The organism is Pandoraea thiooxydans (assembly GCF_001931675.1).
In the GTDB taxonomy this organism is placed as follows: Bacteria; Pseudomonadota; Gammaproteobacteria; order Burkholderiales; family Burkholderiaceae; genus Pandoraea; species Pandoraea thiooxydans.
Genome location: NZ_CP014839.1, coordinates 995499 through 1022185 on the forward strand (window position 1 = coordinate 995499; position 26687 = coordinate 1022185).

The window sequence follows — 26687 nt, forward strand, 5'->3', positions numbered from 1 at the left end:
CATTTGGTGCGATGACTTTGGTGTACGTGGGGTGCGATGGGCGAAGCCTTCGGCTTATTGGGCGTAAGTCAAGGAACAGGTTTCTCTTTGCCGCGTGGTTTGCGCATCAATTTAGCAAAATATTCTGAGGACCCTTTGCTAGCCTACTGATTGTCAGACCGCATCGCATGTTCGCTTGGTTCAGTGTGCAGTGCCGTCGACGCGGAGCTTAAGCACCGGTGTGAAAAATCGAGATAAGTCCGGTTTGTGCCCAGTAGAAAGCAAAAATTATGAATCGCTGTTTTCATGACGATACAACCATCCCCGATCGGCTCCGTCGTTTGCGAGCTGCTATGGTCGACGTGGGTCTCGATGCCTATGTGGTCCCGTCAAGCGACCCGCATCTATCGGAGTATCTCCCCGAGCATTGGCAGGGCAGGCAATGGCTGTCGGGATTTACGGGGTCTGTCGGTTCGCTCGTGGTGACGGCCGAATGCGCTGGGTTGTGGGTCGACAGCCGCTACTGGGTACAGGCTCAGGCACAACTGACAGGTACCGGTATTGAAATGATGCGGGCCGAGAATGGGGCGGCAAGCGCTCCCTATGTCGATTGGCTCGCAAAGCACATTCCTTGCGGCGGGTCGGTCGGCGTCGATGGCGCCGTGTTGAGTGTACTGACCTCGCGTGCAATGAGTGACTCACTATCCCGGCGCGGCATCAGACTGCGAGTCGATCTGGATTTGCTGGATTCCATTTGGCAGCAACGTCCGCCGCTATCGACCCATCGAATTTATGAACACGGCGCCCCATATGCGTGCGTGTCTCGCCGTGAGAAAATTTTACGGATTCGCGAAGCGATGCGGATGCGGGAGGCGCAGTGGCATTTGATTTCCGCGCTTGACGATATCGCCTGGCTGCTGAATCTGCGGGGTGCGGACGTCGAGTACAACCCCGTGTTCGTCGCGCATATGTTGCTCGGCCTTGACTGCGCGTCGCTCTTTGTGGTCGACAAAAAAATCTCGCAAAAGCTGGCTGAATCGCTGGCGTCCGATGGCATTCGGATCGAATCCTACGACAAGATATCGGCCGCGCTCGCGGCGCTGCCGGCCGCTCAGGCACTCCTGATCGATCCGCGCCGTACTGCACAGGGCATCGTGCGGTCGGCCCCGGCATCGGTGCGAATCATCGAGGCAGTGAACCCATCGACTCTGCTCAAATCCCGCAAAACGCAAGCCGAGATCGAGCACATACGCGCAACAATGGCGCGTGATGGCGCGGCACTTGCTGCGTTCTTCGCTTGGTTTGAAGGTGCACAGGGGCGCGAACGAATCACGGAGCTAACCATTGACGAACGGATAACCGCAGCGAGGGAGCGTCGTCAGGGGTTTGTCGGGCCGAGCTTTGCAACTATCGCGGCGTTTGGGCCGAACGGAGCAATGCCCCATTATCGCGCGACACCCGCATCGCACTCGCTGATTGAAGGTAACGGATTGCTGCTCATTGACTCCGGCGGCCAATACCTTGATGGAACGACCGATGTGACGCGTGTCGTCCCCGTTGGCGACATCAGTGATGCACATCGACACGACTTTACGGTGGTGCTCAAGGGTGTGATTGCGCTCGCGCGCGCCCGCTTCCCGCGTGGTATTCGATCGCCGATGCTTGATGCCATCGCTCGTGCGCCTATATGGAACGCGGGACTGGACTACGGCCATGGCACCGGGCACGGCGTCGGCTATTTTCTGAATGTCCATGAAGGTCCGCAATCGATCTCATATAAGGCGCCTGCGGACGCCTGGACCGCGATGGAAGAGGGCATGGTGACGTCCATCGAGCCGGGCGTCTATCGTCCCGGAAAATGGGGTATTCGTATCGAAAACCTGGCGTTGACCCGAACCGCAAACCAGACCGAGTTCGGAGATTTTCTCGAATTCGAGACTCTGACTTTATGTCCAATAGACACGCGCTGCATTGCCGTGAATTTGCTCAGTGACGAAGACCGCCTGTGGCTGAATGCGTACCACAAGATGGTGCTTGAGAGAGTCTCACCGATGGTTTCTGGAGATGCCCGGGCATGGCTTGAGTCTCGCACAACCCCGATTTGAAAATTGAACTTGAGCAGTGAACGGGGTGCATCCGGTGAACAACGGTTACCGATTCGCTGGGCGAGCCCGAGACGCAGGATGAGGCTCGAATGAATTCACAGCGATTGGTACGTTCAATCGGCATCTCGTTTGCGTCGACCCATCAATATTCCGAGAACCAATCTTATTTTTCCTGAGATGCAAAACAGAACAGAAGTTGCCGTGATACAGCGCAGCGATTATGCCCGCCCCGATTTTCTCATTCATGATGTCGTCTTGACTTTCGACTTGGCATTGGATCGCACGCTAGTGAAGAGCCGCATGGCAGTGCGCCGCGCGCCCGAAACGCCGAAGGACAGGCCATTGATCTTGGACGGTGAGGGACTCGAACTTCTGTCGACTCGTATCGACGGTGAGGCGGCAACCAGCGCGATCGTGTCTCGCCACCATCTGACGATCGAGGGTGTACCGGACGTCTTTGACCTGGAAATCGAAACCGCCTGTTCACCGGTGGCCAATTCGTCGCTCACGGGCTTATATGCCTCCGCGGGTGGGTTGTTTACGCAGTGTGAGCCCGAGGGGTTTAGGCGCATCACGTACTTCCTGGATCGTCCAGACGTTATGGCGACCTACACTGTTACGTTGAGAGCGGATAGAACGACATTCCCGGTACTTCTCTCGAATGGCAACCTCACGGCGAGTGGCTCCCTGGACAATGGCCGACATTACGCAGTGTGGGAAGATCCCTTCCGAAAGCCAAGCTATCTCTTTGCAATTGTCGCCGGTAAATTTGTTGCCAGAGAGGAACGGATTACGACCGCGTCCGGTAAGGAAAAGCTCTTGCAGATATGGAGTGAGCCGCGTGATTTGCCTCGCACTGGCCACGCGATGGCATCCTTGATCAATGCAATCCGCTGGGATGAGCATCGCTTTGGGCTCGAGCTCGACCTGGAGCGGTTCATGATTGTAGCGGCGACTGATTTCAATATGGGGGCGATGGAGAACAAGGGGTTGAATGTGTTCAACGCAAAGTTCCTGCTTGCGGATCCCGATACTGCTACTGACGCGGATTACGAGCGGATCGAATCGATCGTTGGCCATGAATACTTCCACAACTGGACAGGGAATCGCGTCACGTGCCGAGACTGGTTTCAACTTAGCCTGAAGGAGGGGCTTACGGTCTTTCGCGATCAAGAGTTCAGTGCCGACATGTCAGGCGATCCCGCCGGCCGCTCAGCGGAGCGAATTGCCTCGGTGCGGGCTCTGCGTCGCGCCCAATTCGCTGAAGATGCCAGTCCTATGGCGCACCCGGTGAGGCCCGAGGCATATGCTGAAATTAACAATTTCTATACGCCGACTGTTTACGACAAGGGAGCCGAAGTTGTGCGCATGTATCAGACGCTCCTGGGTCGAGACGGCTTCCGCTCGGGTATGAAGTTGTATTTCGATCGTCACGATGGATGCGCGGTGACCTGTGATGATTTCCGTATGGCAATGGCGGACGCGAATAATCGTGATTTAACGCAGTTTGAACGCTGGTATGACCAGGCCAGAACCCCTCGGGTGAGCGTTGATACGCATTATGACGAGCCATCGCGTCGATTTACTCTCAACCTACGCCAGCATTACGCGCACTGCGTTACTGGAACCGGCCTGGCACCGCGACCATTTCATATTCCATTTGCCTTTGGGCTGGTGGGGGCGGACGGCTGCGACGTACCGCTGTGGCTGGAGGGTGAGGCCAATCCGGGAGGGACAACCAGGGTGCTCGAGCTGAGCGAGGAAACACAGCAATTCACCTTCGTTGGCGTAGCCCCCGGCTGTTTGCCATCGTTACTTCGCGGTTTTTCCGCGCCCGTTTCCGTCGACTATGACTATTCAGATGAGCAATTGGCGTTTCTGTTGAGTCACGATAGTGACGCTTTTAATCGCTGGGAAGCAGGTCAAAAGCTGTTTTGCAGGGAGTTGCTGCGTCTGGCTGGGTGCGCCAAGCGGGGCGAGCCGCTTGAAATCACACCCAATGTCGTTGACGCGGTAGCCAAGGTGCTCCGTGGCCAATCCCAGTCCCCGAAATTGCTCGAATTGATACTGACGTTGCCGTCGGAGAGCTATCTGGTCGAGCTTACGACGGCAGCCGATCCTGCCGCAGTCCGGGCCGCGCATAAATTTTTGTCTCGAACATTGGCCACGACACTGAGCGAGCTGTGGCTCGATATCTACCACAGCGCCGCGGCGATGGCGGCTGATACGTCGACGAGTCAACCGGGCGGCGCCCGTGCACTGAAAAACCTAGCCCTTCGCTATCTTGCCGAGATCGGTAGTCCGGCTGGAGAGGCTCTTGTCCGCGCTCAGTATGCTGATGCGACCAATATAACGGATCGCATTGGAGCGCTTTTTGCTGGAACGATCGGATGGAATTCTTCCGCTGACGAACTGCTGGACGGCTTCTACCTACGGTTCGAGAGGGAGCCACTTGTCGTCGACAAATGGTTCATGCTGCAAGCGCTACGGCCTGGCGCACCCGACGGGGGAGCGCTTGTCCACCATATTCGGAAATTGATGGGGCACCCGTCGTTCACACTCAAAAATCCCAACCGGATGCGGAGTCTGATCTTTAGCTTCTGCGACGGAAACCCAAGTCAATTTCACGCCTCGGATGGGGCAGGGTATGAACTCTGGCAAGAACTCGTGGCGGAGCTCGATGCAATCAATCCGCAGATGGCAGCGCAACTTGCGCGCAAGCTCGAAGGATGGAGAAAGTATACGCCGGCACTGCGCGAGAAAATGACCGCAGCGTTGTCCCGATTGAATCAGTTGCCGCTGTCGCGCAATACCACCGAAATCGTTAGCAAAGCCCTCTCTATCGACGCTTAAACCGGATAGGCTGAATCATCACCGACACGGATGACAACTCACCGTGTCGTGCCCACGGTCTACGTATGCATGTATGCGCAGACCAAAATGGCACCTGAAGGTTGAGGGGCATGGCGAATGCCAGCACCGGGCGGCGGTCCTTGGCGGTGTGCTAGTCAACGCTAGGAATTGATCACCCTTTTATATTATCGCCGCGCAATGCGGCGGTCATGGTCGTCGACTTGAGCGCCGCTCGGCGCGGCATCCGACTTTTCCTGCGTCTCCCCGGAATCTTGGCCGGCATGGCCCCAGGCCGAGATTCCATTTTTCCAGCGTTTGACGCCAGGGCTTTGACTTTCGCCTAGCAGCGCAAGGGTACCGCAAAAAAAAATCGCATGTCGTGGTGTCACTTTTGCGCTCTCGTCGCACATATCTCATATAAGCGTCGCGGCCGCGATATCCAGAAGCAATGAATCCTCACAATTTTTCGAGGGAAAACGTGATCGACCGAACGGACAAACGAATTTTAGAAATTCTCCAGGAAGATAGCACCTGCGCAGTTGCGGACATTGCCGAGCGCGTGAGTCTGTCGACCACACCGTGCTGGCGTCGCATCCAGAAATTGGAGCAAGAGGGCGTGATCAAGCGTCGTGTCGTCCTGCTCGACCCCGAAAAACTCAATGTCGATGTGACGGTGCTGGTCGAGATCAAGACAACGCAGCATAACGCCGCCTGGTTGAAATCTTTTCGCAACGCGATTGAGTCGATCCCGGAAATCGTGGAGGCATACCGGATGAGCGGGCACATCGACTACCTGCTCAAAGTGGTCGTGCCCAATATCGGTGCCTACGACAAAGTCTATAAGCGCCTTATCGGAACAGTGGAATTGCATGACGTGAGCTCAAGCTTTTCGATGGAGGTGCTCAAGTCGACGACGGCACTGCCACTGACTTATTCGGATTAGGGTTCGCCCTAGGGAAATGAAATGCGAAAACCCATTCCATTTGCGAGGCATTGCATGAAATCACATTTCCATATTGCTCTTATGACATCGTCGATTTAAAAAAAAAATCCGTTAAACGGTCTATAGAATTTCCATTGATTACTGCGTTGCGCACAAGAATTTCTAGGGTATCGCCTTGAGCGAATGAATGTGAATGCACAAAAAATTTTTGAGCGCGGAAGCGGCGAGAAGTTGGCACTAACGCTGAGAAGGAGGGGCACCAGAATGGAGCGAGGCTTGTTAAATTTTACGAAAAATAGGCTGAATGGGTGCGAGAAATAATTCTAGCTATTTATGAGAAATAGAAAGTAATTTTAAATCCCTGTTTTACGCCAGATAACATGAGAGATAACATCAAAATGAGAGTGATTTCAAAATCTTGCCGGATGTTCCGCCCCACGGCCATTGCATTAGCCATTGCGGCGGCACAATGCCTGCTTGCCAACGCCGCTTATGCGCAAAATCCCCAGCCGCCGCAGGAATATCATCTTCAGCGGGCGCCGCTTGATCAGACGTTGCTGTTGATTGCGAAGAAAAGTGGCGTCCTGATTTCGTATGACCCGACGCTGGTCAACTCTCTTCAGTCTTCTCCAGTCAACGGAAAATTCTCGCCAGTGGGGGCTATTGAACAAGCGCTCCAAGGCACGGGGTTGGAACTGGTTACGACCGCTGGCGGACAGTTGACGCTTCGGCGTAGCTCACAAGCCAAAGTGAAATCTGCAAAGCCGACGAAAAAGCCTGCATCATCGGCAGCACTGCCGGAAGCTGAGCTGCCGCTCATTAGCGTGGCAGCGCAGCGTGACTCTGGGGGAACCGGCTTTGTCGCAGACTCATCCAGCACATTCACCCGTACCGATACTCCCTTGAGCGAGACGCCGAAGTCGGTGTCCGTCATCAACGCCGCTGTTATTCAGAGTCAGTCTGACACAAGTCTGTCGGAGATCCTGCGTAACGCGTCGGGGGTTGTGACCCGGCCAGGGCCGTATGGAGTGCCTTCTTACAACGTGCGAGGTTATGCAGGTGCTCCTGTCATGTCTAATGGCCTTAGCACGCAGAGCATCGACGCGGGGCCGACTCTGACACCATCGATTGCTATTGCCAGCGTGGAAGTGGTTAAGGGGCCGTCAGCAATTCTAGCCGGGGACGCCCCCCCGGGGGGCGTGATCAATATTGTTAAGAAGATGCCGCAAGCAAAGCCATTTCACGAAATACAGGCGGGTGTCGGCATGTATGGGTACCAGCAACTGGCATTTGACAGCACGGGCGCAATTACCCAAGACAAAAAGCTGCGCTACCGCTTCATTGTTTCCGGCGACAAAGCAGGCCAAACGGCGATGGGATACGACGGCAGACGCGATTTCTATTTTGCGCCGACGTTGCAGTGGAAAGATAGCTCAACGGATTTCACGATTGGCTATAGTCGAACGGTAGCAAGACAGCCGTTTCCCCAATATACGGTTGGCTTTGCCAAAGGCGGTTTTATTCCAGGCTATCTTGGCTATCCGCTGGGTAGCAAAGAAGACGCTTTCCCCGTCAAAACCGATGAAGTGGAAGCCAAGTTGGAGCAAAAATTTGGGCAGTATGTGGCCTTTGTCAGTCATGCCGCGTACAGTCGCTCTGATCAACTGCAGGACGGATGGGCCTCTGTAACGCCAATTAGCAACTCAAACAGCCTCACGCTTTTGGGTTTCTACTCTAGATCAATCTACTACAACTTGAGCATGCAGAATTACTTGCGTGTCAAGACAAGCGTTGGCCGGTTCAAGTCCACCACGTTGGTTGGAATGGATTATTCAAGATATCGCTACACGCAGTTTGACACGAACGACTTCAATATTTTCACGATCCCCAATGTCTTTGTGCCGGCCGAAGTGCCACCACTCAATGATTCGCTGTACAACGATATTCGGGGCGAGACGACAAATGTCGGCCTGTATCTGCAGGAACAGGCAAACTATGGCCGCTTTCACATTCTCGGGTCGTTGCGTCAGGATAACAACTTAACCGATGCACTAGTCACTGGTATGCCGCCGTATCCTGGCAGTCACCAGAGGGCGGTCAGTCCGAGTTTGGGGGTGATGTATCAATTGACCTCAGATGTGGCGGCTTATGTCAGCTATAACGGCGGATTCGTGCCTGGTACCGCAACCACGTTTACCGGTGCCCTTTTGCCGCCGCAACGTAGCAAACAGGTTGAGGCGGGTTTCAAATTCAATCTGCTCAATGACCGCCTTTTCGTAACGACCTCGGTTTATCGGATTGGTTATTCGAACCAGAATGTCTCTGATCCGGTCCATCGTGGCTTTTCCCTTCCCGCCGGTGGGGCTGTGAGCAGAGGCGCCGAGATCGAAGTGCAAGGGCAAGTGTTGCCGGGCCTGAACGTTACCGCACAATACGCTTATAACAACTATCGGCAGGACTATAACCCCGCCCTGAAGGTTAATTTGCCCAGGAATACGGCCAGCATGTGGGCAACCTATAACTTCCAATCGCCAAATCTGCGCGGCTTTGGGGTTGGTCTCGGGCTTTTCTTCGCGAGTGATCAGTCGGTTGGAAACCAAGGGCTTTATAACCTGCCGAGCCAGCTTGAAACCGATGTCGGCCTCTTCTACCGGAAAAAGAAGTATGGCCTGAATCTCTCGGTCAAAAACATCTTCAATCGAAATCTCTATTACAGCTCTGTTAACTCGACATTCATTCCAATGGGGCCGTCGCGTACCGTGATGCTGACGGGGACGTATGACTTCTAATGTGATGACTGCTTCCGCGGCCAAAAGCGTCACTGCGCGAGGCAACGGCCCAATAAATCCCCGTGGTGTAAGAAGAGGGATTTGGGCGATTGTGATAGCAGTTATCGTCCTGCATTTGCTGGGCATCTATTGGTTGGTTTATCAATCATCGGAAGTCACGCTCAGTTCGGCTGGATCGACTTCGGGCAGCCGATCGGTTGCGGTGACGCTTGTCAGGCGCACGCCAACCCCGAAGCCCGCACCGCCCAAACCGGTTCCCCCTGTCAAAAAGCCCGTTGAGAAGAAAGTGGTCAAGCCTGTGCCGCCCAAGATAACAAAAGTGAAGGAGCCGCCAAAACTGGTAACACAGGCTCCGTCGACTCGCACAGTTCAGGCGCCCGTACCGCAACCGGTCGCGAAGCCTCAACCCGTGCCAGCCCCGCAACCCACAGCGCAAGCGCCCACACCAGCGCCCGCAGTGCCGCAGCGAGCTGGAAACCCCACCAGCAATCAACCGATGCTCGCGACCAAGACGATCAGTTTTAACGAGCTTAAACAGCTTGACTGCCAGATTCCGCAGCCCGTCTACCCACGGAAGTCGAAACGGCTCGATCAGGAGGGTGTCGTCGTACTCAAAGTCACTATTGGCGCCAATGGACACGTAGTTGCCGCCGCAGTCTCAAAGAGCAGCGGGTTTCCGTTGCTGGACGCCGCAGCGGTCGACGCTTTGCGTGTGGGGCAGTGTCATCCCTATGTGGATGGTGGCTTACCGCGTCAGGTTCAGGCGTTGCAGGCTATCGCATTCCGTCTTAACGATTAAGCAGCAATCGATTTCAGGAGCTTCAAATGCAACAGTATGGTTTGATCAATGTTTGGCAATCGGGCGATTGGGTCATCCGATTCATTCTCGTTTTCCTATTCAGCATGTCGATCGTCTCGTGGACGGTCACCATTGCCAAGGGCTTCTCCAATCGGCGCTTGAAGCGGCTTGGCCTGGCGGCGCAAAAGCGGTTCTGGGCGGCACGCTCGATTGACGGCGGTATCGAGGCACTGGGCAACGACGCCAACAACCCCTATCGCAATTTGGCCATCGCGGCCCGCGAGGCGAGCGAGCAGAAGGACCAGCCGATGCTGCAGGGTGATCGCAACGGCAGCGAATGGGTCGCGTATTGCGTCCGCAATGCCCTCGACGAGCAGGTTGCGCATCTGCAAAACGGATTGGCTGTACTCGCGTCGATCGGAAGTACCTCGCCATTCGTCGGGCTGTTCGGCACCGTGTGGGGTATCTACCACGCGCTGGTTGCTATCGGTGTGTCGGGTCAGGTGGGGCTCGACCATGTGGCGGGCCCGGTCGGCGAAGCGCTCGTGACGACGGCCATTGGCCTGTTTGTTGCGATTCCCGCAGTGCTTGGCTACAACTATGTGGCCCGTGGCAATAAGAACGTGGCACAAAAGCTCATGCGCTTCTCATATCAACTGCACGTCTTCCACGTGACCGGCAGCAAATCGGAGAGGACTCAACCGACGGCGGCGTCCAGCGCGGGATCGGCGGATTGCAAGCGAGTTGGTGCGTTGACGGCGTAGGGGGGGGAATATGGCCATCATTATGAATGACTCGAACGTCGAGTCCGACTTCGTCAATGACATCAACATGACGCCGTTGATCGATGTGATGTTGGTGCTGTTGATCGTTTTTATCATCACGTTGCCGGTGATCAATCAGGCAGTGAAGGTGACGCTGCCTCAGGCGAGCGCACAGGCGGCCAAGGCCAACGTCAAGGATATCGATTTGTCGATTACGAGCGACGGAACGGTTTCATGGGATCGCCAACCCGTTGATGACAGCGAGCTCAGTGCCCGTATTGCCAATGCGGCAAATGTCGCGGACGCGCCGGCCGTGAACATATACGCGGACGAAAACGTGAGGTACGGGCGGGTTGCAAAAGTGTTGGCCAGCGTTGAGGCGGGAGGACTCACCAAGATCAACTTTGTCACCGACCCCGTCAAGGATTCGAAATGAAGCAAAGTGAGCAACCGGACCTCACATATGCTGAATCCGATGAACGCCGCGCGCACTTCAATACGTCGGTATGGCAACTGATTCTGCCTTACTGGAAATCCGATGAGCGATGGGTGTCCGGGTCACTCGCACTATTCATGATCGGTGTAAGTTTTGGGCAAGCGTACATTGGTGTATGGAGAAATGGTTGGATCGGGAAATTCTATGATGCAATTAGCGGTGCGCATTTTGGAAAATTGTCTCCGCTATTGGCCATTTATTTGATAATCATCGTTGTCACGACGGCGGTGACGATCGCCAGCTATGTCGCCAATGAGGTCCTGATATTGCGCTGGAGAACTTGGCTGACCAATTATCTAGTAGACAGGTGGACTCATAATGAAACCTACTTCCGCATCGAGCGAGACAAGTTGCTCGACAATGCAGATCAACGTATTTCGGAAGACGCCAAAAATTTTGTGAGTACCACAGTCAACTTGGTTTTTGGCTTAATCAGCGTCCCGGTGACGACCGTGACATTCAGCGTTTTGTTGTGGCGGATTTCCGGAGACTATGTGCTGCATGTAGGCGGATCGCGGTTTGTCATTCCAGGCTATATGGTGATCGCGGTGTTTCTATACACCGGTATCACGCTCCTGGTGACCCATCTGATTGGTAGGCGTCTGATCCCTGTCAACGTTCGACAACAAAAAGTCGAAGCGGATTTTCGAGCGTTAATGTTGCAGATTCGAGAGGGGGCCGAACAGGTGGCTCTTTACGGGGGGGCACACACTGAAGCGGCAAGGCTAAAACGAACGTTTTGGGCCATCCGAGATAACACTTGGAAAGTGATCCGTGTGACCAGCGACGTTATGTTCAGTACTCAGGTGCCTGGCCAAATAACCAGCATCTTGCCGGCGTTGTTGGTGCTGCCGCAATTGACCTCCGGCGCGTTGACACTGGGCGGATTGATGCGAATCACCTCCGCCTTCGGTTCGTTGGACGGCACATTGAGCTTTTTCCCTCAAACGTACCAGTCGTTCGCAAGTTGGCGTGCCATCGTACGCCGCTTACTAGCGCTATTGGACGCCGTTGAGCCTAGAGATCTGGCGCAGACCCTGTCTCTGGAGTTGCGTGACGATGGTGCAATCGACGTCGGGCCGTTGAATCTTGCGACGATGCGAGGTGCAGTGTTGTCACAGATTCCTGCGTTCAGAATCGAGAAAGGAGCGCGGTGCCTTATTCGAGGGCGTTCGGGTGCCGGGAAAAGCACGCTTTTGCGAGCGTTGGCTGGGATTTGGCCTTATGGTGACGGAGTGATTGGCATGCCTAGTGGCGTCTCGACGATATTCGTTCCGCAAAAAAGCTACGTACCGGTCGGCACGCTTAAACAAGCGCTGGCGTATCCGGCTGACGAGGCCGATGTGACCGACGAAGCGGCTTGTCGCGCGTTGACCGACTGCGGGCTAGTCAAGTATCGCGGTTGCTTGCACGAGGTCGATCGGTGGGGAAGCCGCCTTTCTGGGGGCGAACAGCAACGCCTGGCTTTCGCTCGGATTTTCCTCAGGCGTCCAACGCATATCTTTTTGGATGAATCGACCAGCGCGCTCGACGATGTCTCCGAGAGGCGGCTTTATTCGCACCTGATTGAGACGTTACCCGAGAGCACATTGGTGAGTGTGGCTCATCGCAAGGAAGTCGAGGAATTTCATACTCAGTTTGTTGACCTGTCAGCGGCGACGGTACATCCGATGGGCACTGAGTCAACTGCCGCAGGCGATCAACACGGACAGATAGCATGGCAAAGATTGTCGGCAACATAAACGATTGGAAAGGCGAATTGGAACGAACGATTGAACTCACGCTTTCCTGCGCAAAAAGGGCGGGAGCTCATTCAGCAATCGCACGCTTAAATGACTCCGACGAAATCTCCGTCAGTGTTCGGGCGGGCGAACCGACGGAGCAGACGATGCGTCGCACAAGCCATCTGCAACTAACGTTGTACGGGGCAAACCGACAGGCAAGCGTTTCATCGTCGGATTTTTCGCCCAAGGCAATTGAGGCGCTGGTCGATCGCGGCATGAAGATCGTGGATATTGCGGCAGAAGATCCGTATGTCGGACTTCCGGACAGCACGGACTACGCCACGGAGATTGTCGACCTTGATCTGGATCACCCTTGGTCACTAAGCATTCAGGACGCAACCGATGTGGCGCGCCGCGCGGAGGACGAGGCGTTGTCGACGAGTCCCTATGTCTTGCAAACCGAAGGAGCAACACTGAGCTCGCATCGGTTACGTCAATGTTTGGCGACCAGTGATGGATTCCTGCAAACTCAAGCGTCTACGTCCCACTTTATTTCTTGCACGCCAATCGCAATCAAGGATGGTTGCAAGGAAATTGATCGCTGGTGGAGCGTTATGGTGCACCCGGAGGATCTGATGTCACCCCAGGACATTGGAAGAATTGCGGCTGATCGAGCAGTGAGTCGACTTGGCGCTCGCAAGATTTCCACGCGATCATGTCCAGTCTTGTTTGAGCCCTTGGCTGCAGCGGCTCTGGTAAGGGACTTCGTTGCGGCGACGACGGCTCGCCCTCTCTATACGAACGCCTCATATCTGGCGGGCGCCCTGGATTCACAGTGCTTTGCACCGCACGTCAGCGTAACTGATGACCCGTTTGTGCGACGCGGGCAAGGGAGTCGGTCTTATGATGATATCGGCATTGCCTTGCGTCGCCGCTCAATAGTTGAGAACGGTTTTCTGCGCGGATATTTTCTCGGCCTCTATGGAGCGCGGCGACTCGGTCTGCCGGTCTCTGAGCATGGCAGCGGGCCGACCAATTTGACTGTGTCAAGCGCTTTGACGCGCGACGAAGACGACTTTGATCGCATGCTGTGGCATCTGGGGACAGGGCTCGTGGTGAGTGGGCTGACGGGGCAGGGCGTCAATCTGATGACCGGCGACTTTTCTCGGGCTGCTCACGGTTTCTGGGTCGAGAATGGCGTGATCCAATATCCGGTTGCCGGAATTACCGTCGCCTCGAATCTGCAGCGGATGTTCAAGGCGCTGCAAGCTATTGGGCGCGACACCTTGACACAGCAAGGGGTGACCACAGGGTCTTGGCTGGTCGACGACATGCGAATCGGTGGTGTGTAAAATATAATTAGGATATCAAAATGCATAAATATGCTTCACCAATTCCCATGGTTCTTGGCGGTACGACGGCAGACGCCTACGGTTCGGCGAGCGATGCGCTTCTTTCCCGCAATGGATTGGGCGAGGATAATCTGATTTCCAATGCTTCCCTTGCCCTGGGCAAGGGGGGCGACTACGCGGATATTTACCTGAAGTCGTCCATGGTCGAAAGCTGGGCGATAGAAAGCGGAGAAGTCAAGCGAGGCAGCTTCGGTATCGATCAAGGATTCGGTGTGCGAGCGGTGAGGGGGGAGCAATCCGTACTGGCGACGTCGCAGCGCATTGATTTTCCCTCGGTGCGACAAGCGTGTAACGTCGTCGCCGGTCCGTTGGGTGCGCAGGCGTCCAACGGAAATGCTGTCGTGCGTATGAATCAGGCAACGCCCATATATTATGGGTTCGATGACCCGGTCGCGGCGATCGATTCGAGCGAAAAGACAGCACTGCTTGAAGCAATCGATAACGCGGCGCGCCGATATGATGCGCGCGTTGTCGAAGTTATGGCAAGTTTGACTGTAAGCCGGGATATTGTGTTTATCGCTCGCCATGATGGTTATTGCGGGTCGGACATCCGCCCCCTGTCGCGCCTTGATGTCATGGTGCAGGTTATGCAAAACGGCCGACGCGAGAGCGCCTCGAGGACGATAGGGGGACGAGGTAATCTCGGTGGTTTAACGCAGCAGGCGATTCGGGAACTTGCCGCCGAAGCCGTTGACGCCGCCCTGAGCAAATTGGATGCGCAAGCGGCGCCGGCGGGAACGATGACTGTTGTTATCGGGCCAGGATGGAATGGCGTGTTGCTGCACGAGGCCGTCGGTCATGGCCTGGAAGGAGACTTCAACCGCCGGGGTGCATCGGCTTTTGCTGGGCGAATTGGGCAGCGCGTTGCCGCCCCGGGCGTAACGATCGTTGATGATGGAACGGTGGTCGGCAGTCGGGGTTCCGTCAACATAGATGACGAAGGTACGCCAGGCCAATGCACAACGCTTATCGAGGATGGCATTTTGACCGGCTATATGCAGGATACGCTGAACGCTCGACTGGCCGGAGTCGCCAGCACAGGAAACGGGCGGCGCGAGAGCTACGATGTCTTGCCGATGCCGCGCATGACAAACACGTATATGCGTTCCGGCGGAGTAGACCCGGATGAGATTATCGCCTCGGTAAAGCGAGGCATTTATGTAGCACACCTTGGAGGAGGGCAAGTCGACATAACAAGCGGACGCTTTGTGTTCTCGGCGTCCGAGGCGTTTCTGATCGACAATGGCAAGCTCACAACCCCAGTGAAAGGCGCAACGGTGCTGGGTGATGGCCCCGAGTCGCTAAAGCGAGTCAAGTTGATCGGCAATGATTTGCGTATCGACACAGCTGCCGGCGTATGTGGGAAAGGCGGACAGAGTGTGCCGGTTGGCGTCGGTCAGCCGACACTGCGCATAGATGAAATGACTGTTGGCGGAACCGCGTAATAGTGCCGTTAACTGATAGAGACGAAGTTAATCAACAAAGCGAGTGTAATCCTCTTCGCCATGCCGGCAGCTGCTGTTCTGGACCGTCAATGTGCCTCGGTAAGCATCCCTTCGTGTGGGCGAACCTCTTTATCGCGGTCATCTTGTTGAGGCCAATACACGGTGAATTGCCAGTGATTTGGTAAATCTTCGTACGCATCATCGTGGCGCGAGAGCTCGACATATCTGATGCATCTTTGCGGGGGGCTGACGCAGCGTAGGGAGCTGCGTTCGATCTGACGAGACGTAGCGATACGATGAGCGGGTGCCCCGGCCGCGTCCGAGAGCATCCGTCAGTGTCGACAGGTTTAAGCTCCGATTGCGGAAATTTTCTCCTGATATGCCAAATCTGGCGGTGTTGCCTTATAGGGAGATTTCTGGTCAACGCGATAGAACTGCTTATTCGAAAAATTTGACTGTCTATCGGAACACACGTCCAGTTGACTCCGACGCCGGGCTGGCACGACAGCAGGCAGGAGCTACTCCTAAGGTGCTCCCCTCACCGTATGCAAAGCCTCGTAGCTTATGAACGCTTTTGAATCGAAATATCGATGAGAGGATTTATGGCCGCTTTGTTGACGGCAGAGATAGCCGATGATTTTGTGGAGCTTGTGCTTTGTCATCTGACACGGGAGTTCCCCAATAAGCCGTCGCACGAGCTCGCGTCTCCCGCTGACATTAAGGGCCCACGTGCCTTGCATCCGGTTTTTTACGGAAGCTACGACTGGCACTCGTGCGTACACGGATACTGGCTTCTCCTGTATTTAATTCAACGCTTCCCCGACTTGAGACAAGCGTCGCGGATCATCGAAGTTGTTGATGACCACTTCACTGTTCCTAAGTTGGCCATGGAACTGGCGTACGTCGAGATGCCGCATAACCGAAGCTTCGAACGGCCGTATGGGTGGGCGTGGCTCCTGAAGCTAGCATCTCAGGTCGAAGTGTCGCAATTGCCGGGCGCGAAGGTGTGGCGTGATGCGCTCGCTCCCCTTGCGGCGGCTTTTGTGGCGCGATTGGAAGAATATTTGCCTAAGGCCACGTACCCCATCAGAACCGGTACCCATTCCAATACCGCGTTCGCCCTTGCATTCGCGCTCGACTTTGCGCGCACCATCGGCCACCATACACTGGCCGACCTCGTAACGAAAACTGCCAGGAGGTGGTATTTGGCGGACGTAGCCTGTCAGGCTTGGGAGCCTTGCGGGGATGAGTTTCTGTCACCCTCACTGATGGAGGCTGAACTGATGCGTCGCGTACTGCCTGCCTCCGAATTTGGGGAATGGTTTTCGGTTTTTTTGCCTGAACTGGCCCATGGCCGACCCGCCACGCTGTTTCGGCCTGCAACAGTCACTGACCACAGCGATAGCAAGATTGCTCATCTCGACGGACTGAACTTGAGCCGTGCTTGGTGCCTAAGGTCTCTCGCGCAATCACTGGCCGCGAATGATAGCCGCAGAGAACGGATGCTGCATGCAAGCGAGCTTCATCTTGTCCAAGGGTTACAGCACGTCAGGGGTAACTACATTGGGGAGCACTGGCTGGCCACATTCGCGACTCTCGCACTCGAAGGCTAGACCGGCACTGAAATACTTTTCAGCATTGCTATCAGATTTGAAAAAATATGCTATTCGGTTCAATGTTTGCGGCCAATTTAGCAAAATTTTCGCCATGCTTACCGCATAAGATTGTTGGGTTGATTCGACGTTCGTGATCGAATAATTCAAAGGATTTATGCGATGCCGAGTTCACTCGAAACGCTCAATTGCGTGTCGGAATTTGCTCAACGAATTGAGACTATCGTTGATCTACCCTGGGATGAATTTCGCCAGCGATTACCGGGTATGTTGCATGACGCGTCCGACCTAGGCGTGAGCCTTACGGAGGCGCAGCGGCTTGGCGAAGCGCAAAAATATGCGCGGCACATTCTTCACGCGGATGCGCAAGGGCGTTTTACCGTCATGGCACTCATCTGGCGAGAAGGTCAGTTTAGCCCGATTCATGGGCATTGGACCTGGTGCGGCTATGCTGTGCTAGAAGGATCTTTAACGGAAGAACATTTCCATTGGAGTGCGCTTTCCCAAACGGCAACGTTGGATAAGTGTGTAGAGCGGCCAAGTGGCTCGGTGGTCATATCCTCGGCCGGATTGAACGAGGTTCATCGTCTGGGAAATGCTCACGCGACGCCAGCGGTTTCGCTGCACGTGTATGGGGTTGCCGCGGATCTCGCTGCTACGCGTGTCAACCGGGTCGTGACTCAATGAATTGCGCATGATGTGCAATCTGGTTCGGTGGCGCCGCGCGGTTCTCCGTCGAACCCGCCGATGACGGGGTAGTAATCTTTCATAACATGAAGAAACACAGCAAAGTACTTGTTCTGGGATCCGGGCCGGCTGGGTACACGGCCGCCATTTATGCCGCTCGGGCGAATTTGAAGCCGCTCCTGGTCACCGGGCTGATGCCCGGCGGGCAACTGACGACGACCACCGACGTCGAGAACTGGCCGGCGGATGTCTACGGTGTGCAGGGCCCGGAATTGATGGCGCGTTTTCGAGAGCATGCCGAGCGGTTCGGCACCGATATCGCGCTCGATCACATCAACGCCGTGCATTTGCAGGAGCGCCCGATGAGACTCGTTGGAGACGACTGCGAATATACCTGCGATGCGTTGATCGTGGCGACCGGGGCGTCGGCCAAATATCTGGGCTTGCCGTCCGAGGAAAAATTTATGGGGCGTGGCGTGTCGGCATGTGCGACTTGCGACGGCTTCTTCTACAAGGGTCGCGATGTTGCCGTCGTTGGGGGCGGCAATACGGCTGTGGAAGAAGCGCTATACCTGGCTCAAATCGCCCGTAAGGTTACCGTCATTCATCGACGCGACAAATTTCGCGCCGAACCGATCCTGGTCGAGCGACTGCGCGCGCGTGAGCGTGACGGGCGGGTAGAGATCATTTGGAACGCGGAGGTCGACGAGGTGCTCGGCGACGAAAGTGGGGTGACCGGTATTCGACTACGCAAGTCAAAGACGGATGAGACAGCGGAGCTTCAGGTCGCCGGGGTGTTCATCGCAATCGGACATCGGCCAAACACCGATCTGTTTTCCGGCCAATTAGCCAGCAATAACGGCTATCTCGTGACCAAGGGGGGGCGTGACGGCGATTCAACCGCGACTTCCATGCCGGGAGTGTTTGCCGCCGGAGACGTTCAGGACTGTGTATACCGGCAAGCGATTACCAGTGCCGGGACCGGCTGCATGGCGGCGCTTGACGCCCAACGTTTTATCGACGCGATCGCTTAATTCGTGGACGGTGCTTTGGTCATTGCAAGGCGGCCGCCACTTTACGTTGACGCCGTCGGGGTCGCGCAGCCACACCTCCCGGCGGTTGAAAAATAGCCGGCGGGGATGCGGACAAAATCCTGGACTACTTTGGGGGTACGCCATGTCTTCATATGAAGACCGCATGACGGCTGTGTGATCTTGCCTTGCCCCGCTTTTACCGGACACAGTCACATTCGGGTAGTTCAACTTCCGTTGTTGGTGCGTACGTCGCCGGTTGATTGTAATACCGCAGAAAATTCAAATCGATTTGGAGACGTCGATGTTAAACACGCTGGCTATTAATAACTATCGCTCGATTCGCGAACTCGTTATGCCGCTAACGCGACTGAACCTAATAACTGGTGCGAACGGCAGCGGCAAGTCTAACCTCTACAGAGCGTTGAGATTGCTGGCTAGCACGGCGCACGACGGCATCATTGCTCCATTAGCTCGTGAGGGAGGTTTGCAGTCGGCAGTATGGGCCGGAGTGGAAGACCGTGCCGGGCGAGTGCGCCGTGGTGAGATCCTTGCTACCCCAAGGGCGCCGGGCACACCAGCGCCACGACTTAGGCTGGGCTTCAGTGGTGACAGCTTCGGCTACGCGGTAAGCATGGGAATTGTGTCGCCACCTGGAAATGCTGATAGAGATACTCGCTCATCGTTTGAACTGGACCCGGAGTTCAAACGCGAATCGATTTGGTCGGGGCCTTTTTTGCGACCCGCCAGTCTTTTAATAGACCGCGATGGTAGCCTCGTTCGTCGTCGTTCCGGGCAAGGATGGGACGTTGTTACAACGCATCTGCCGCGCTTCGAGAGCCTGTTCTCCCAAGTCGGCCGCGATGAGCTTAGCCCCGAAGTGTTCGCAGTTCGAGAGGCGATGCGGAGCTGGAGGTTCTATGACCATTTTCGCGTCGATTCGGATTCTCCGGCACGCCAATCGCAGATAGGCACGCGCACACTGGTGCTGCACCATGATGGAAGGGACTTGGCAGGCGCATGGCAGACTATACGAGAAATCGGAGACCGTCGGGCTCTTGATGAAGCGGTGTCGGATGCGTTTCCGGGTGCGCGAGTCGAAATAGACGCTCGCCCAGGTGGTTTGTTCTCGGTGCTCTTTCACCAGAATGGCCTTTCAAGGCCTCTTTACACATCTGAATTGTCCGATGGAACGTTACGTTATTTGTTGCTCTGCGCGGCGCTGCTAACTCCACGGCCACCGGAACTGATGGTTCTTAATGAGCCTGAATCAAGTTTGCATGCCGATCTGATACCTGCACTAGGACGCTTGATTCGCCATGCAGCCCAAAACTCGCAAATTTGGGTCATCTCTCACTCGTCTCGGCTGGCTGCAGCGCTTGAAGAGGATTCAGATTGCAACACTGTCGTCCTCGAGAAAGTTTTCTCCGAAACGGAAATCGTTGGATTGCGTCCACTAGACCGACCCGCTTGGCATTGGGCTGATTCTGGGAAATAGCGGAATTTTCAGCACGATCGCCTTGTTGGTCGTGTCGCTGGGCGTTGCCGCATGCGGGACGCTGACGCGCACGGCGTGGACGCGGCCCGAGGTCTCGATTCCCCGGCGTTGGCAGACAGACTCTGCCGTCTCGGTCGGGGCGTCTTACAACCAGAGCGGCGCTCCTGACGCGTCCAGGTCGTCGTCGGTAGACACGGAAGCGAATCCGGGCAGTGATACGAATATCGACCCGTGGTGGTACGCGTTCGGCGATCCAGAACTGAACCGGCTTGTCGAGCGGGCGTTGGCTGCCAATCACGATCTCAAGACCGCGATCGTCAATCTGCGCGCGGCGCAATTTTCCGTCGAGCTCGCCCGCGCAAATCAATTGCCCACGATGAGCGTAAGTGCGGGGCTGTCGAATTCTCATTCGCTGCGTGGTGCGCCCGTCGTATCACACGCGAATTCGCTTCTCGCATCGGCTAGCTATGTCGTTGACCTATGGGGTTCGCAGGCGAGTTCGACCGGTGCATCGCGCTGGGAGGCGCGGGCAACTGAGCAGGATGAACGGACGGTTAAGATGGCGGTCGCATACCAGATGTGAATTTCGGCATACATCGATATTCCAGCTTTCGGGGCAGGTCACTGCGGCCGCCTTCGTTCGAAAGGTCTTTGATATACTCTGGCCTCGCCGGCGAACCTGCGCCCGCCAACGGTTGCCGATTGGAAGGATGGAGGGCATGCGATTCGTGTCTGGTAGACTGTAGCAACGTTAGGTGGATAAAGTTTGCTATGCGATATTTCGTAGCAATTTTGTAGCATACGCAACGTTTCACAGCGTTACACAATGGGTCACGGCGCTTCATTTAGGGTGAAGCAAAAATGCCGAAAACCCACGCTGGATATGACGAAACCCCCCCTTGATCGAGGATTCGTCCTATCCGGTGAACAATGTGCTCTCCCCGTAGTTCAATGGATAGAACGAGTGCCTCCTAAGCGCTAGATACAGGTTCGATTCCTGTCGGGGGGACCACCCAATTTCCCCGCCCGACAGCATCCTTCCCCTTTTTCTCAGCGATTGAGCGCCTGCATCGCCGGCGCCGCGTAGCGTTCGCCGGCGGCCGCGCCCGGCGGCAGGATGCCGTCGATGCGCTGCAAATCCGCGTCGCTGAGCGTCACTTCGAGCGCGCCGACGTTGTCTTCGAGCTTGGCGCGCCGCTTGGTGCCGGGAATCGGCACGATGTCTTCGCCTTGCGCCAGCACCCAGGCGAGCGCCAATTGTGCCGGCGTGCAGCCTTTTTCCGCGGCCATGCGCTCGATTTCGGCGAACAGGTCCAGGTTACGCTGGAAATTGTCACCCTGGAAGCGGGGCGAGTTGCGGCGGTAGTCGTCGGCGGCGAGATCGTCGATGCGCTTGATCTGGCCGGTCAGAAAGCCGCGCCCCAATGGGCTGTAGGCGACAAAGCCGATGCCCAGTTCGCGCAGCGTCGGCAGGATCTCGGATTCGACGTCGCGGCTCCAGAGGGAGTATTCGGTTTGCAAGGCCGTGATCGGGTGCACCGCGTGGGCGCGCCGCACGGTTTGCGCCGCTGCTTCCGACAGGCCCAGATAGCGCACCTTGCCGGCTTTGACCAGATCGGCCATTGCGCCAACGGTTTCTTCGATAGGGACCTTCGGGTCGACCCGGTGCTGGTAGTACAGGTCGATATGATCGACGCCGAGGCGCTGCAGCGATGCGTCGCATGCGCGCTTGACGTAGGCGTCGTCGCCGCGAATGCCGAGAAACTCGCCATTGGCGCCGCGCTCGTTGCCGAATTTGGTTGCCAGTATCACTTCGTTGCGCAGCCCCTTGAGGGCCTTGCCCACCAGCAGTTCATTGGTAAATGGCCCGTACATGTCGGCCGTGTCGAAGAAGTTGACGCCGAGCTCCAGCGCACGGTGAATCGTGGCGATGGATTCGGCTTCGTCGCGCCCGCTGTAAAACTCCGACATGCCCATGCAGCCCAGGCCCAGGGCGGAAACTGCGAGGCCTTGCGTCCCCAGTTGGCGTGTTTGCATATGCTTCACCCTCGATTGAGTTTTGGGAATATGAGATCGCGAACCGGCGCAGTCGCGACTGCGCGCGGCGTTGCCGGCATCGGTCAGCCGTTATTCGCCGGGCGGAAAATCGGCGCCCAGCGTGACGCGCTCCCACGCGTCGAAATCGTTGCGCAGCATCTCCAGCTTCTTGTGCGCGAGATCAAGCGCGTCCTTGCCCAGCAGCAGCCGCAACGGTGGTGTGTCCGACAGCGCCGCTTCGATGATCGCTTGCGCGCCGCGCACCGGATCGCCCGGCTGATGCCCGCTGCGGCCCATGGTCTGGCGGCGGCGCGCGCCGGCCGTGTCGGCATAGTCGTCGATGTGCGTGGCCGACTGCTTGAGCGAGGCGCCTGCCCAGTTGGTGCGAAAGCCGCTCGGCTCGACGATGAGCACGTCGATGCCCAGCGGCTTGAGTTCGTAGGAGAGCGCTTCCGAAATGCCCTCGACCGCATATTTGGTGCCGTTGTAATAACCAATGGCAGGGGCGCTGCGCAACCCGCCGATCGAGGAAATGTTGATCACCAGCCCGCTGCGCTGCTCGCGCATCGCGGGCAGCACGGCTTTGGTCATGTCGACCAGGCCGAACACATTGGTCTCGAACATCGCGCGCACCGCGTCGTCCTCGCCTTCCTCGATCGCCGCGAGATAGCCGTAGCCGGCGTTGTTGACGAGCACGTCGATGCGCCCGAAGCACCGCAGCGTTTGCGTCACCGCGTGATCGATCTGTCGCCGGTCGGTCACGTCCAGATCGAGCGCCAGCGCCCGGTCTGGATGTCCTTCGAGCAAATCCGCGACCGTGGCGCTGTGGCGTGCGGTGACGACCGCACGCCAGCCGCGCGCTAGCACCTGTTTGGCCAACTCGCGGCCGAAGCCGCCCGAGCAGCCGGTGATCAGCCAAACGGGATTGTCACGATTCATCATGATTGAACTCCTGGGATGGGGGGGCGCGCGCGGCCGGCGCAGTGGCATGACACTGACTTTATAATAGCGCAGGGCGCGCGCGCTCGCAGCGCCCCGGCGCCGGCGCCACGAGACGACGATATGGCCGCCTTATAAGAATGTATACCGGAGACCGCCGCGGCACGATTCACATGAAAGAAATCCTATGACTCCATCGACGCAAGCCTCGCGCGCCGGGCGGCTGGCCGCCCGGTTGTCGGCCCGTCCGTGGGTGACCCAGGGGATCAAGATCATCCTGCTGCTGTCGTTGATCACGGTCGGCGCATGGCGCGTCTATTTGTACGCCGAACGTATCGAGATCGGCGATATGCGAGACAGCGCGCAACATCGGTTGGATATCTACGAGAGCGCGGTGACTAGCGCGATTGCGCGCTACGATTATCTGACCGGCCTGCTCAATCTCAATCCGGACGTGATCGCCCTGTTGCGGCACCCGAACGATCCGGTGCTGATCGATAAGGTCAATCGCTATCTGGCGGCGGTCAACGCCGATGCGCGTACCAACACGCTTTATGTGATGGATCTGCAGGGGACCACCCTGGCGGCGAGCAATTGGAGTACCCCCATCAGCTTCGTCGGCGCCAATTTTTCGTTCAGGCCATACTTCATCGATGCAATGAAAAATGGCCACGGCACGTTCTACGGCCTTGGCACAACCAGCAAGCAGGCCGGCTACTTCTATGCCGAGCGCATTTATGCCGACGGCAAGCCGATCGGCGTGGCCACCGCCAAGATCGACCTGGATAAGGTCGAGCAGGTGTGGAAGCAAAGTACCGAGACGGTGATGGTGGCCGATGCCAATGGCGTTGTTTTCCTGACATCGTTTCCCGGCTGGAAATTCAAGGCCCTGCATCCCCTCACGCCGCAAGCCCGCGAGGAGATCGCCGCGACGCGCCAATACAACGCGCCCGGCGCGCTCGAGCTGATCGGGCTGCATCAGGTCGAGCGGCTCAGCCAGAACGCCAGTATCGTCGCGTTGCCGCAGCACAGCCGCTTTGCCGCCAGCGCCTCGAATCCGTTCAGACCAGAATATTTGCTGGTGAGCCGCCCGGTATCCGGCACCGACTGGCACATCATGATCCTCTCGAACGTCACCTCCGCGCGCGTGGCGGCGCGCAACGCCGCGTTCGATACCGCGTTGGGGTTGGCCTTCGTGTCGATCGCCGTGCTGTACGTGTTGCAGCGCCGGCGTATCATCTCCCAGCGGCTGGCGATGGAAGAGACCCTGCAGCGCCTGAACGATGAGCTCGAACGCAAGGTCGCGCGCCGTACCGAGGCACTGAGCCGCTCGAACAACAGTCTGCGCAGCGAAATCACGCGCCACAAGCAGACCGAGGCGACCCTCAAGGCAACGCTGGAAGAACTGGTGCAAGCCGGCAAAATGGCGGCGTTGGGCCAGATGTCGGCCGGGGTCACCCATGAATTGAACCAGCCGCTGGCGGCGTTGCGTACATTGTCGGACAACGCGTTGATGTTTCTCGAGCGTGGCCGCACCGGCGAGACGCAGGACAACCTGCGCATGATCAGCGAGCTGATCGAGCGCATGGGCAAGATCACCGCGCAGCTCAAGCGCTTCGCGCGCAAGTCGCCGCCCGACATGCGCGCGGTTTCGGTCGACACGGCGATCTCGAACGCGCTGTTTCTGATCGAACCCCGCTTGCGCAAGGAGTCGGTAACGCTCGACTATGCCAAGCCGCCGGTTGCGAGCTATGTGCTGGCCGACGCCAATCGGCTCGAGCAGGTGCTGGTCAACCTGTTCGCCAACGCGCTCGACGCCATGGCACATAGCGAACACCGGCAACTCAGCGTTATCGTGCAAACTGATGCCGAGCGCTCGACCATTACCGTGCGGGACACCGGCGATGGACTCAGCGAGGCGGCGCAGGCGCATTTGTTCGAGCCATTTTTCACTACCAAGGCGCAGGGGGCCGGGCTTGGCCTGGGGCTGGCGATTTCGGCGGGCATTTTGCGAGAATTCGGCGGCAGCCTCAGAGGAACCAATTGGGACGGCGGCGCAGAGTTCATCGTTACCCTGCGTACCGCCGCACAGAACAACGCGTTGGAGACAGAATAAAGGTTGGCAACATGCATGAGCCGTTGAAGGTACTTTTTGTGGAAGACGACCCGGCCGTGCGCCTGGGCAGCGTCCAGGCGCTCCAATTGCACGGTATCGAGGTGCAGGCGTTCGAGCGCGCGGAGCCGGTGCTGCGGCAGGTCAAGATGGGGTTCCCGGGCATTGTCGTGAGCGACGTCAAGCTGCCCGGAGTGGACGGGCTGACATTGCTGCAGGAGCTCGCGCAAGTCGATCCGACCCTGCCGGTCATTCTGGTGACCGGGCATGGCGACATTTCGATCGCCGTGGAGGCGATGCGGCGCGGCGCGTATGACTTCATCGAGAAGCCGTTCTCGTCGGAACAACTGGTCGATGTGGTCCAGCGGGCGCTGGAAAAGCGCCACTTGACGCTCGAACTCGAAAGCCTGCGCGAAAAACTCGACAGGCGCGACAGTATCGAGAGCAAGATACTCGGACGCGCGCCCGCCATCGAGCGTCTGCGGCGCGTCATTCTCGAGCTGGCCGACACGGATGCCAACGTGCTGGTGCTGGGCGAGACCGGAACCGGCAAGGAGCTGGTGGCGCGTTGCCTGCACGAGCACGGCCGCCGGCGCGGCGCGAATTTCGCCGCGATCAACTGCGCGGGCATTCCCGAACCGCTGTTCGAGAGCGAGGTGTTCGGTCACGAAGCCGGCTCTTTTACCGGCGCACTCAAGCGCCGTATCGGCAAGATCGAGCATACCCGCGGCGGCACGCTGTTCCTCGACGAGATCGAGACCATGCAGATGTCACTGCAGGTCAAGTTCCTGCGCCTGCTGCAGGAGCGCACTTTCGAGCGCGTCGGCTCCAACGAATTGCTGCCGATGGAATGCCGCATCGTCGCCGGCACCAAGGCCGACTTGCTCGAGCTGGCCCGGCAACAGCGGTTTCGCGACGACCTGTACTACCGGCTAGGCGTCATCGTGCTCGAAATTCCGCCGCTGCGCGAACGCCGCGAAGATATTCCGATCCTGTTCGAGCATTTTGTCCTGCAGGCGGCCGTGGCTTATGGGCGGCCGGTGCCGACCCTGTCTCCGACGCTGATGCACGACCTGATGTCGCGACCCTGGCCCGGCAACGTCCGGGAGTTGCGCAACGCGGCCGAGCGGCTCACACTCGGACTGCAGGACGCCGGCGGCACGGCCGATCCGGCGCCGCCACGCAGTCTGGAGGAGCAGATGAATCTGTTCGAGCGCCATCTGATCGAGGACGCCTTGCGCGCGTGCGGCGGACGGGCTGCGCTGGCCTGCGAGCAGCTTGCCGTGCCGAAGAAAACGCTTTACGACAAAATGCGACGTCTGGGCATCGCATCGGACGATTTCAAATAGGGCGCCCACGCGGGTTTTCCCGGGTGCGCCCGTCTGACACGATTTCCGCACACGCCATCCGGCGAATGTCTGGAATTTCGCCAAGTGAGGTCAGATGCTTAATTTTTATCT

19 protein-coding genes and 1 tRNA gene are annotated in these 26687 nt (G+C 57.2%); 18 read left to right on the forward strand and 2 right to left on the reverse strand.

The window, feature by feature from the left end:
- Positions 1–269: 269 nt before the first annotated feature.
- From PATSB16_RS04520 to PATSB16_RS04605, 16 genes are all read left to right on the forward strand, one after another.
- Positions 270–2084 (forward strand): aminopeptidase P family protein, encoded by a 1815-nt coding sequence (locus PATSB16_RS04520; RefSeq protein ID WP_047212827.1) that lies wholly within the window; start codon positions 270–272, stop codon positions 2082–2084.
- A gap of 177 nt (positions 2085–2261) precedes the next feature.
- On the forward strand, positions 2262–4937 hold the full coding sequence (gene pepN / locus PATSB16_RS04525) for an aminopeptidase N (RefSeq protein WP_047212828.1): 2676 nt from the start codon (positions 2262–2264) through the stop codon (positions 4935–4937).
- Positions 4938–5418: 481 nt separating this feature from the next.
- Positions 5419–5880: an Lrp/AsnC family transcriptional regulator gene (locus PATSB16_RS04535; protein WP_206093685.1), complete on the forward strand. Its 462-nt coding sequence runs from the start codon at positions 5419–5421 to the stop codon at positions 5878–5880.
- Between the two features lie 380 nt (positions 5881–6260).
- Positions 6261–8669, forward strand: coding sequence for a TonB-dependent siderophore receptor (locus tag PATSB16_RS04540; protein WP_237170295.1), 2409 nt, complete (start codon positions 6261–6263; stop codon positions 8667–8669).
- Entirely contained in the window at positions 8659–9468 is an 810-nt protein-coding gene (locus PATSB16_RS04545; protein ID WP_237170296.1) for an energy transducer TonB, read from the forward strand. Before PATSB16_RS04540 ends, PATSB16_RS04545 begins: the two co-directional genes overlap by 11 nt.
- A gap of 26 nt (positions 9469–9494) precedes the next feature.
- Positions 9495–10232 (forward strand): MotA/TolQ/ExbB proton channel family protein, encoded by a 738-nt coding sequence (locus PATSB16_RS04550; protein WP_047212832.1) that lies wholly within the window; start codon positions 9495–9497, stop codon positions 10230–10232.
- Positions 10233–10242: 10 nt separating this feature from the next.
- Positions 10243–10668: an ExbD/TolR family protein gene (locus tag PATSB16_RS04555; protein ID WP_047212833.1), complete on the forward strand. Its 426-nt coding sequence runs from the start codon at positions 10243–10245 to the stop codon at positions 10666–10668.
- Complete coding sequence (locus PATSB16_RS04560; RefSeq protein ID WP_047212834.1) at positions 10665–12470, forward strand: ABC transporter ATP-binding protein/permease; 1806 nt, start codon at positions 10665–10667, stop codon at positions 12468–12470. The genes PATSB16_RS04555 and PATSB16_RS04560 overlap by 4 nt, the downstream gene beginning before the upstream one ends.
- Positions 12446–13804 carry a TldD/PmbA family protein gene (locus tag PATSB16_RS04565; protein WP_052892567.1) on the forward strand — a complete coding sequence of 453 codons (1359 nt, stop codon included), beginning with the start codon at positions 12446–12448 and terminating at the stop codon, positions 13802–13804. The genes PATSB16_RS04560 and PATSB16_RS04565 overlap by 25 nt, the downstream gene beginning before the upstream one ends.
- Positions 13805–13851: 47 nt before the next feature.
- On the forward strand, positions 13852–15309 hold the full coding sequence (gene tldD, locus PATSB16_RS04570) for a metalloprotease TldD (RefSeq protein WP_052892568.1): 1458 nt from the start codon (positions 13852–13854) through the stop codon (positions 15307–15309).
- Between the two features lie 602 nt (positions 15310–15911).
- Positions 15912–16922 (forward strand): DUF2891 domain-containing protein, encoded by a 1011-nt coding sequence (locus PATSB16_RS04575; protein ID WP_047212835.1) that lies wholly within the window; start codon positions 15912–15914, stop codon positions 16920–16922.
- Positions 16923–17084: 162 nt separating this feature from the next.
- Positions 17085–17609 carry a cysteine dioxygenase family protein gene (locus PATSB16_RS04580; RefSeq protein WP_083566663.1) on the forward strand — a complete coding sequence of 175 codons (525 nt, stop codon included), beginning with the start codon at positions 17085–17087 and terminating at the stop codon, positions 17607–17609.
- Positions 17610–17695: 86 nt separating this feature from the next.
- Positions 17696–18643: a thioredoxin-disulfide reductase gene (trxB, locus tag PATSB16_RS04585; RefSeq protein WP_047212836.1), complete on the forward strand. Its 948-nt coding sequence runs from the start codon at positions 17696–17698 to the stop codon at positions 18641–18643.
- 301 nt (positions 18644–18944) lie between these two features.
- A complete protein-coding gene (locus PATSB16_RS04590) occupies positions 18945–20138 on the forward strand; it encodes an AAA family ATPase (protein WP_072628605.1) in 1194 nt (397 codons plus the stop codon).
- Positions 20139–20169: 31 nt separating this feature from the next.
- On the forward strand, positions 20170–20721 hold the full coding sequence (locus PATSB16_RS04595) for a TolC family protein (RefSeq protein ID WP_237170347.1): 552 nt from the start codon (positions 20170–20172) through the stop codon (positions 20719–20721).
- 354 nt (positions 20722–21075) lie between these two features.
- Positions 21076–21150 (forward strand) — tRNA-Arg (locus PATSB16_RS04605).
- A gap of 38 nt (positions 21151–21188) precedes the next feature.
- On the opposite strand, the gene PATSB16_RS04610 is transcribed toward PATSB16_RS04605, so the two are convergent.
- The gene (locus PATSB16_RS04610) at positions 21189–22175 is read right to left on the reverse strand and encodes an aldo/keto reductase (protein ID WP_047212839.1); all 987 of its coding nucleotides are present in this window, start codon (positions 22173–22175) and stop codon (positions 21189–21191) included.
- Between the two features lie 90 nt (positions 22176–22265).
- Positions 22266–23117, reverse strand: coding sequence for an oxidoreductase (locus PATSB16_RS04615; protein WP_047212840.1), 852 nt, complete (start codon positions 23115–23117; stop codon positions 22266–22268).
- Positions 23118–23301: 184 nt separating this feature from the next.
- On the opposite strand from PATSB16_RS04615, the gene PATSB16_RS04620 reads away from it, so the two are divergent.
- Together PATSB16_RS04620 and PATSB16_RS04625 are read left to right on the forward strand one after the other, a co-directional pair.
- A complete protein-coding gene (locus PATSB16_RS04620; protein ID WP_052892569.1) occupies positions 23302–25230 on the forward strand; it encodes a sensor histidine kinase in 1929 nt (642 codons plus the stop codon).
- A gap of 11 nt (positions 25231–25241) precedes the next feature.
- Positions 25242–26576 (forward strand): sigma-54-dependent transcriptional regulator, encoded by a 1335-nt coding sequence (locus PATSB16_RS04625; RefSeq protein ID WP_047212841.1) that lies wholly within the window; start codon positions 25242–25244, stop codon positions 26574–26576.
- The last annotated feature ends 111 nt before the right edge of the window (positions 26577–26687 follow it).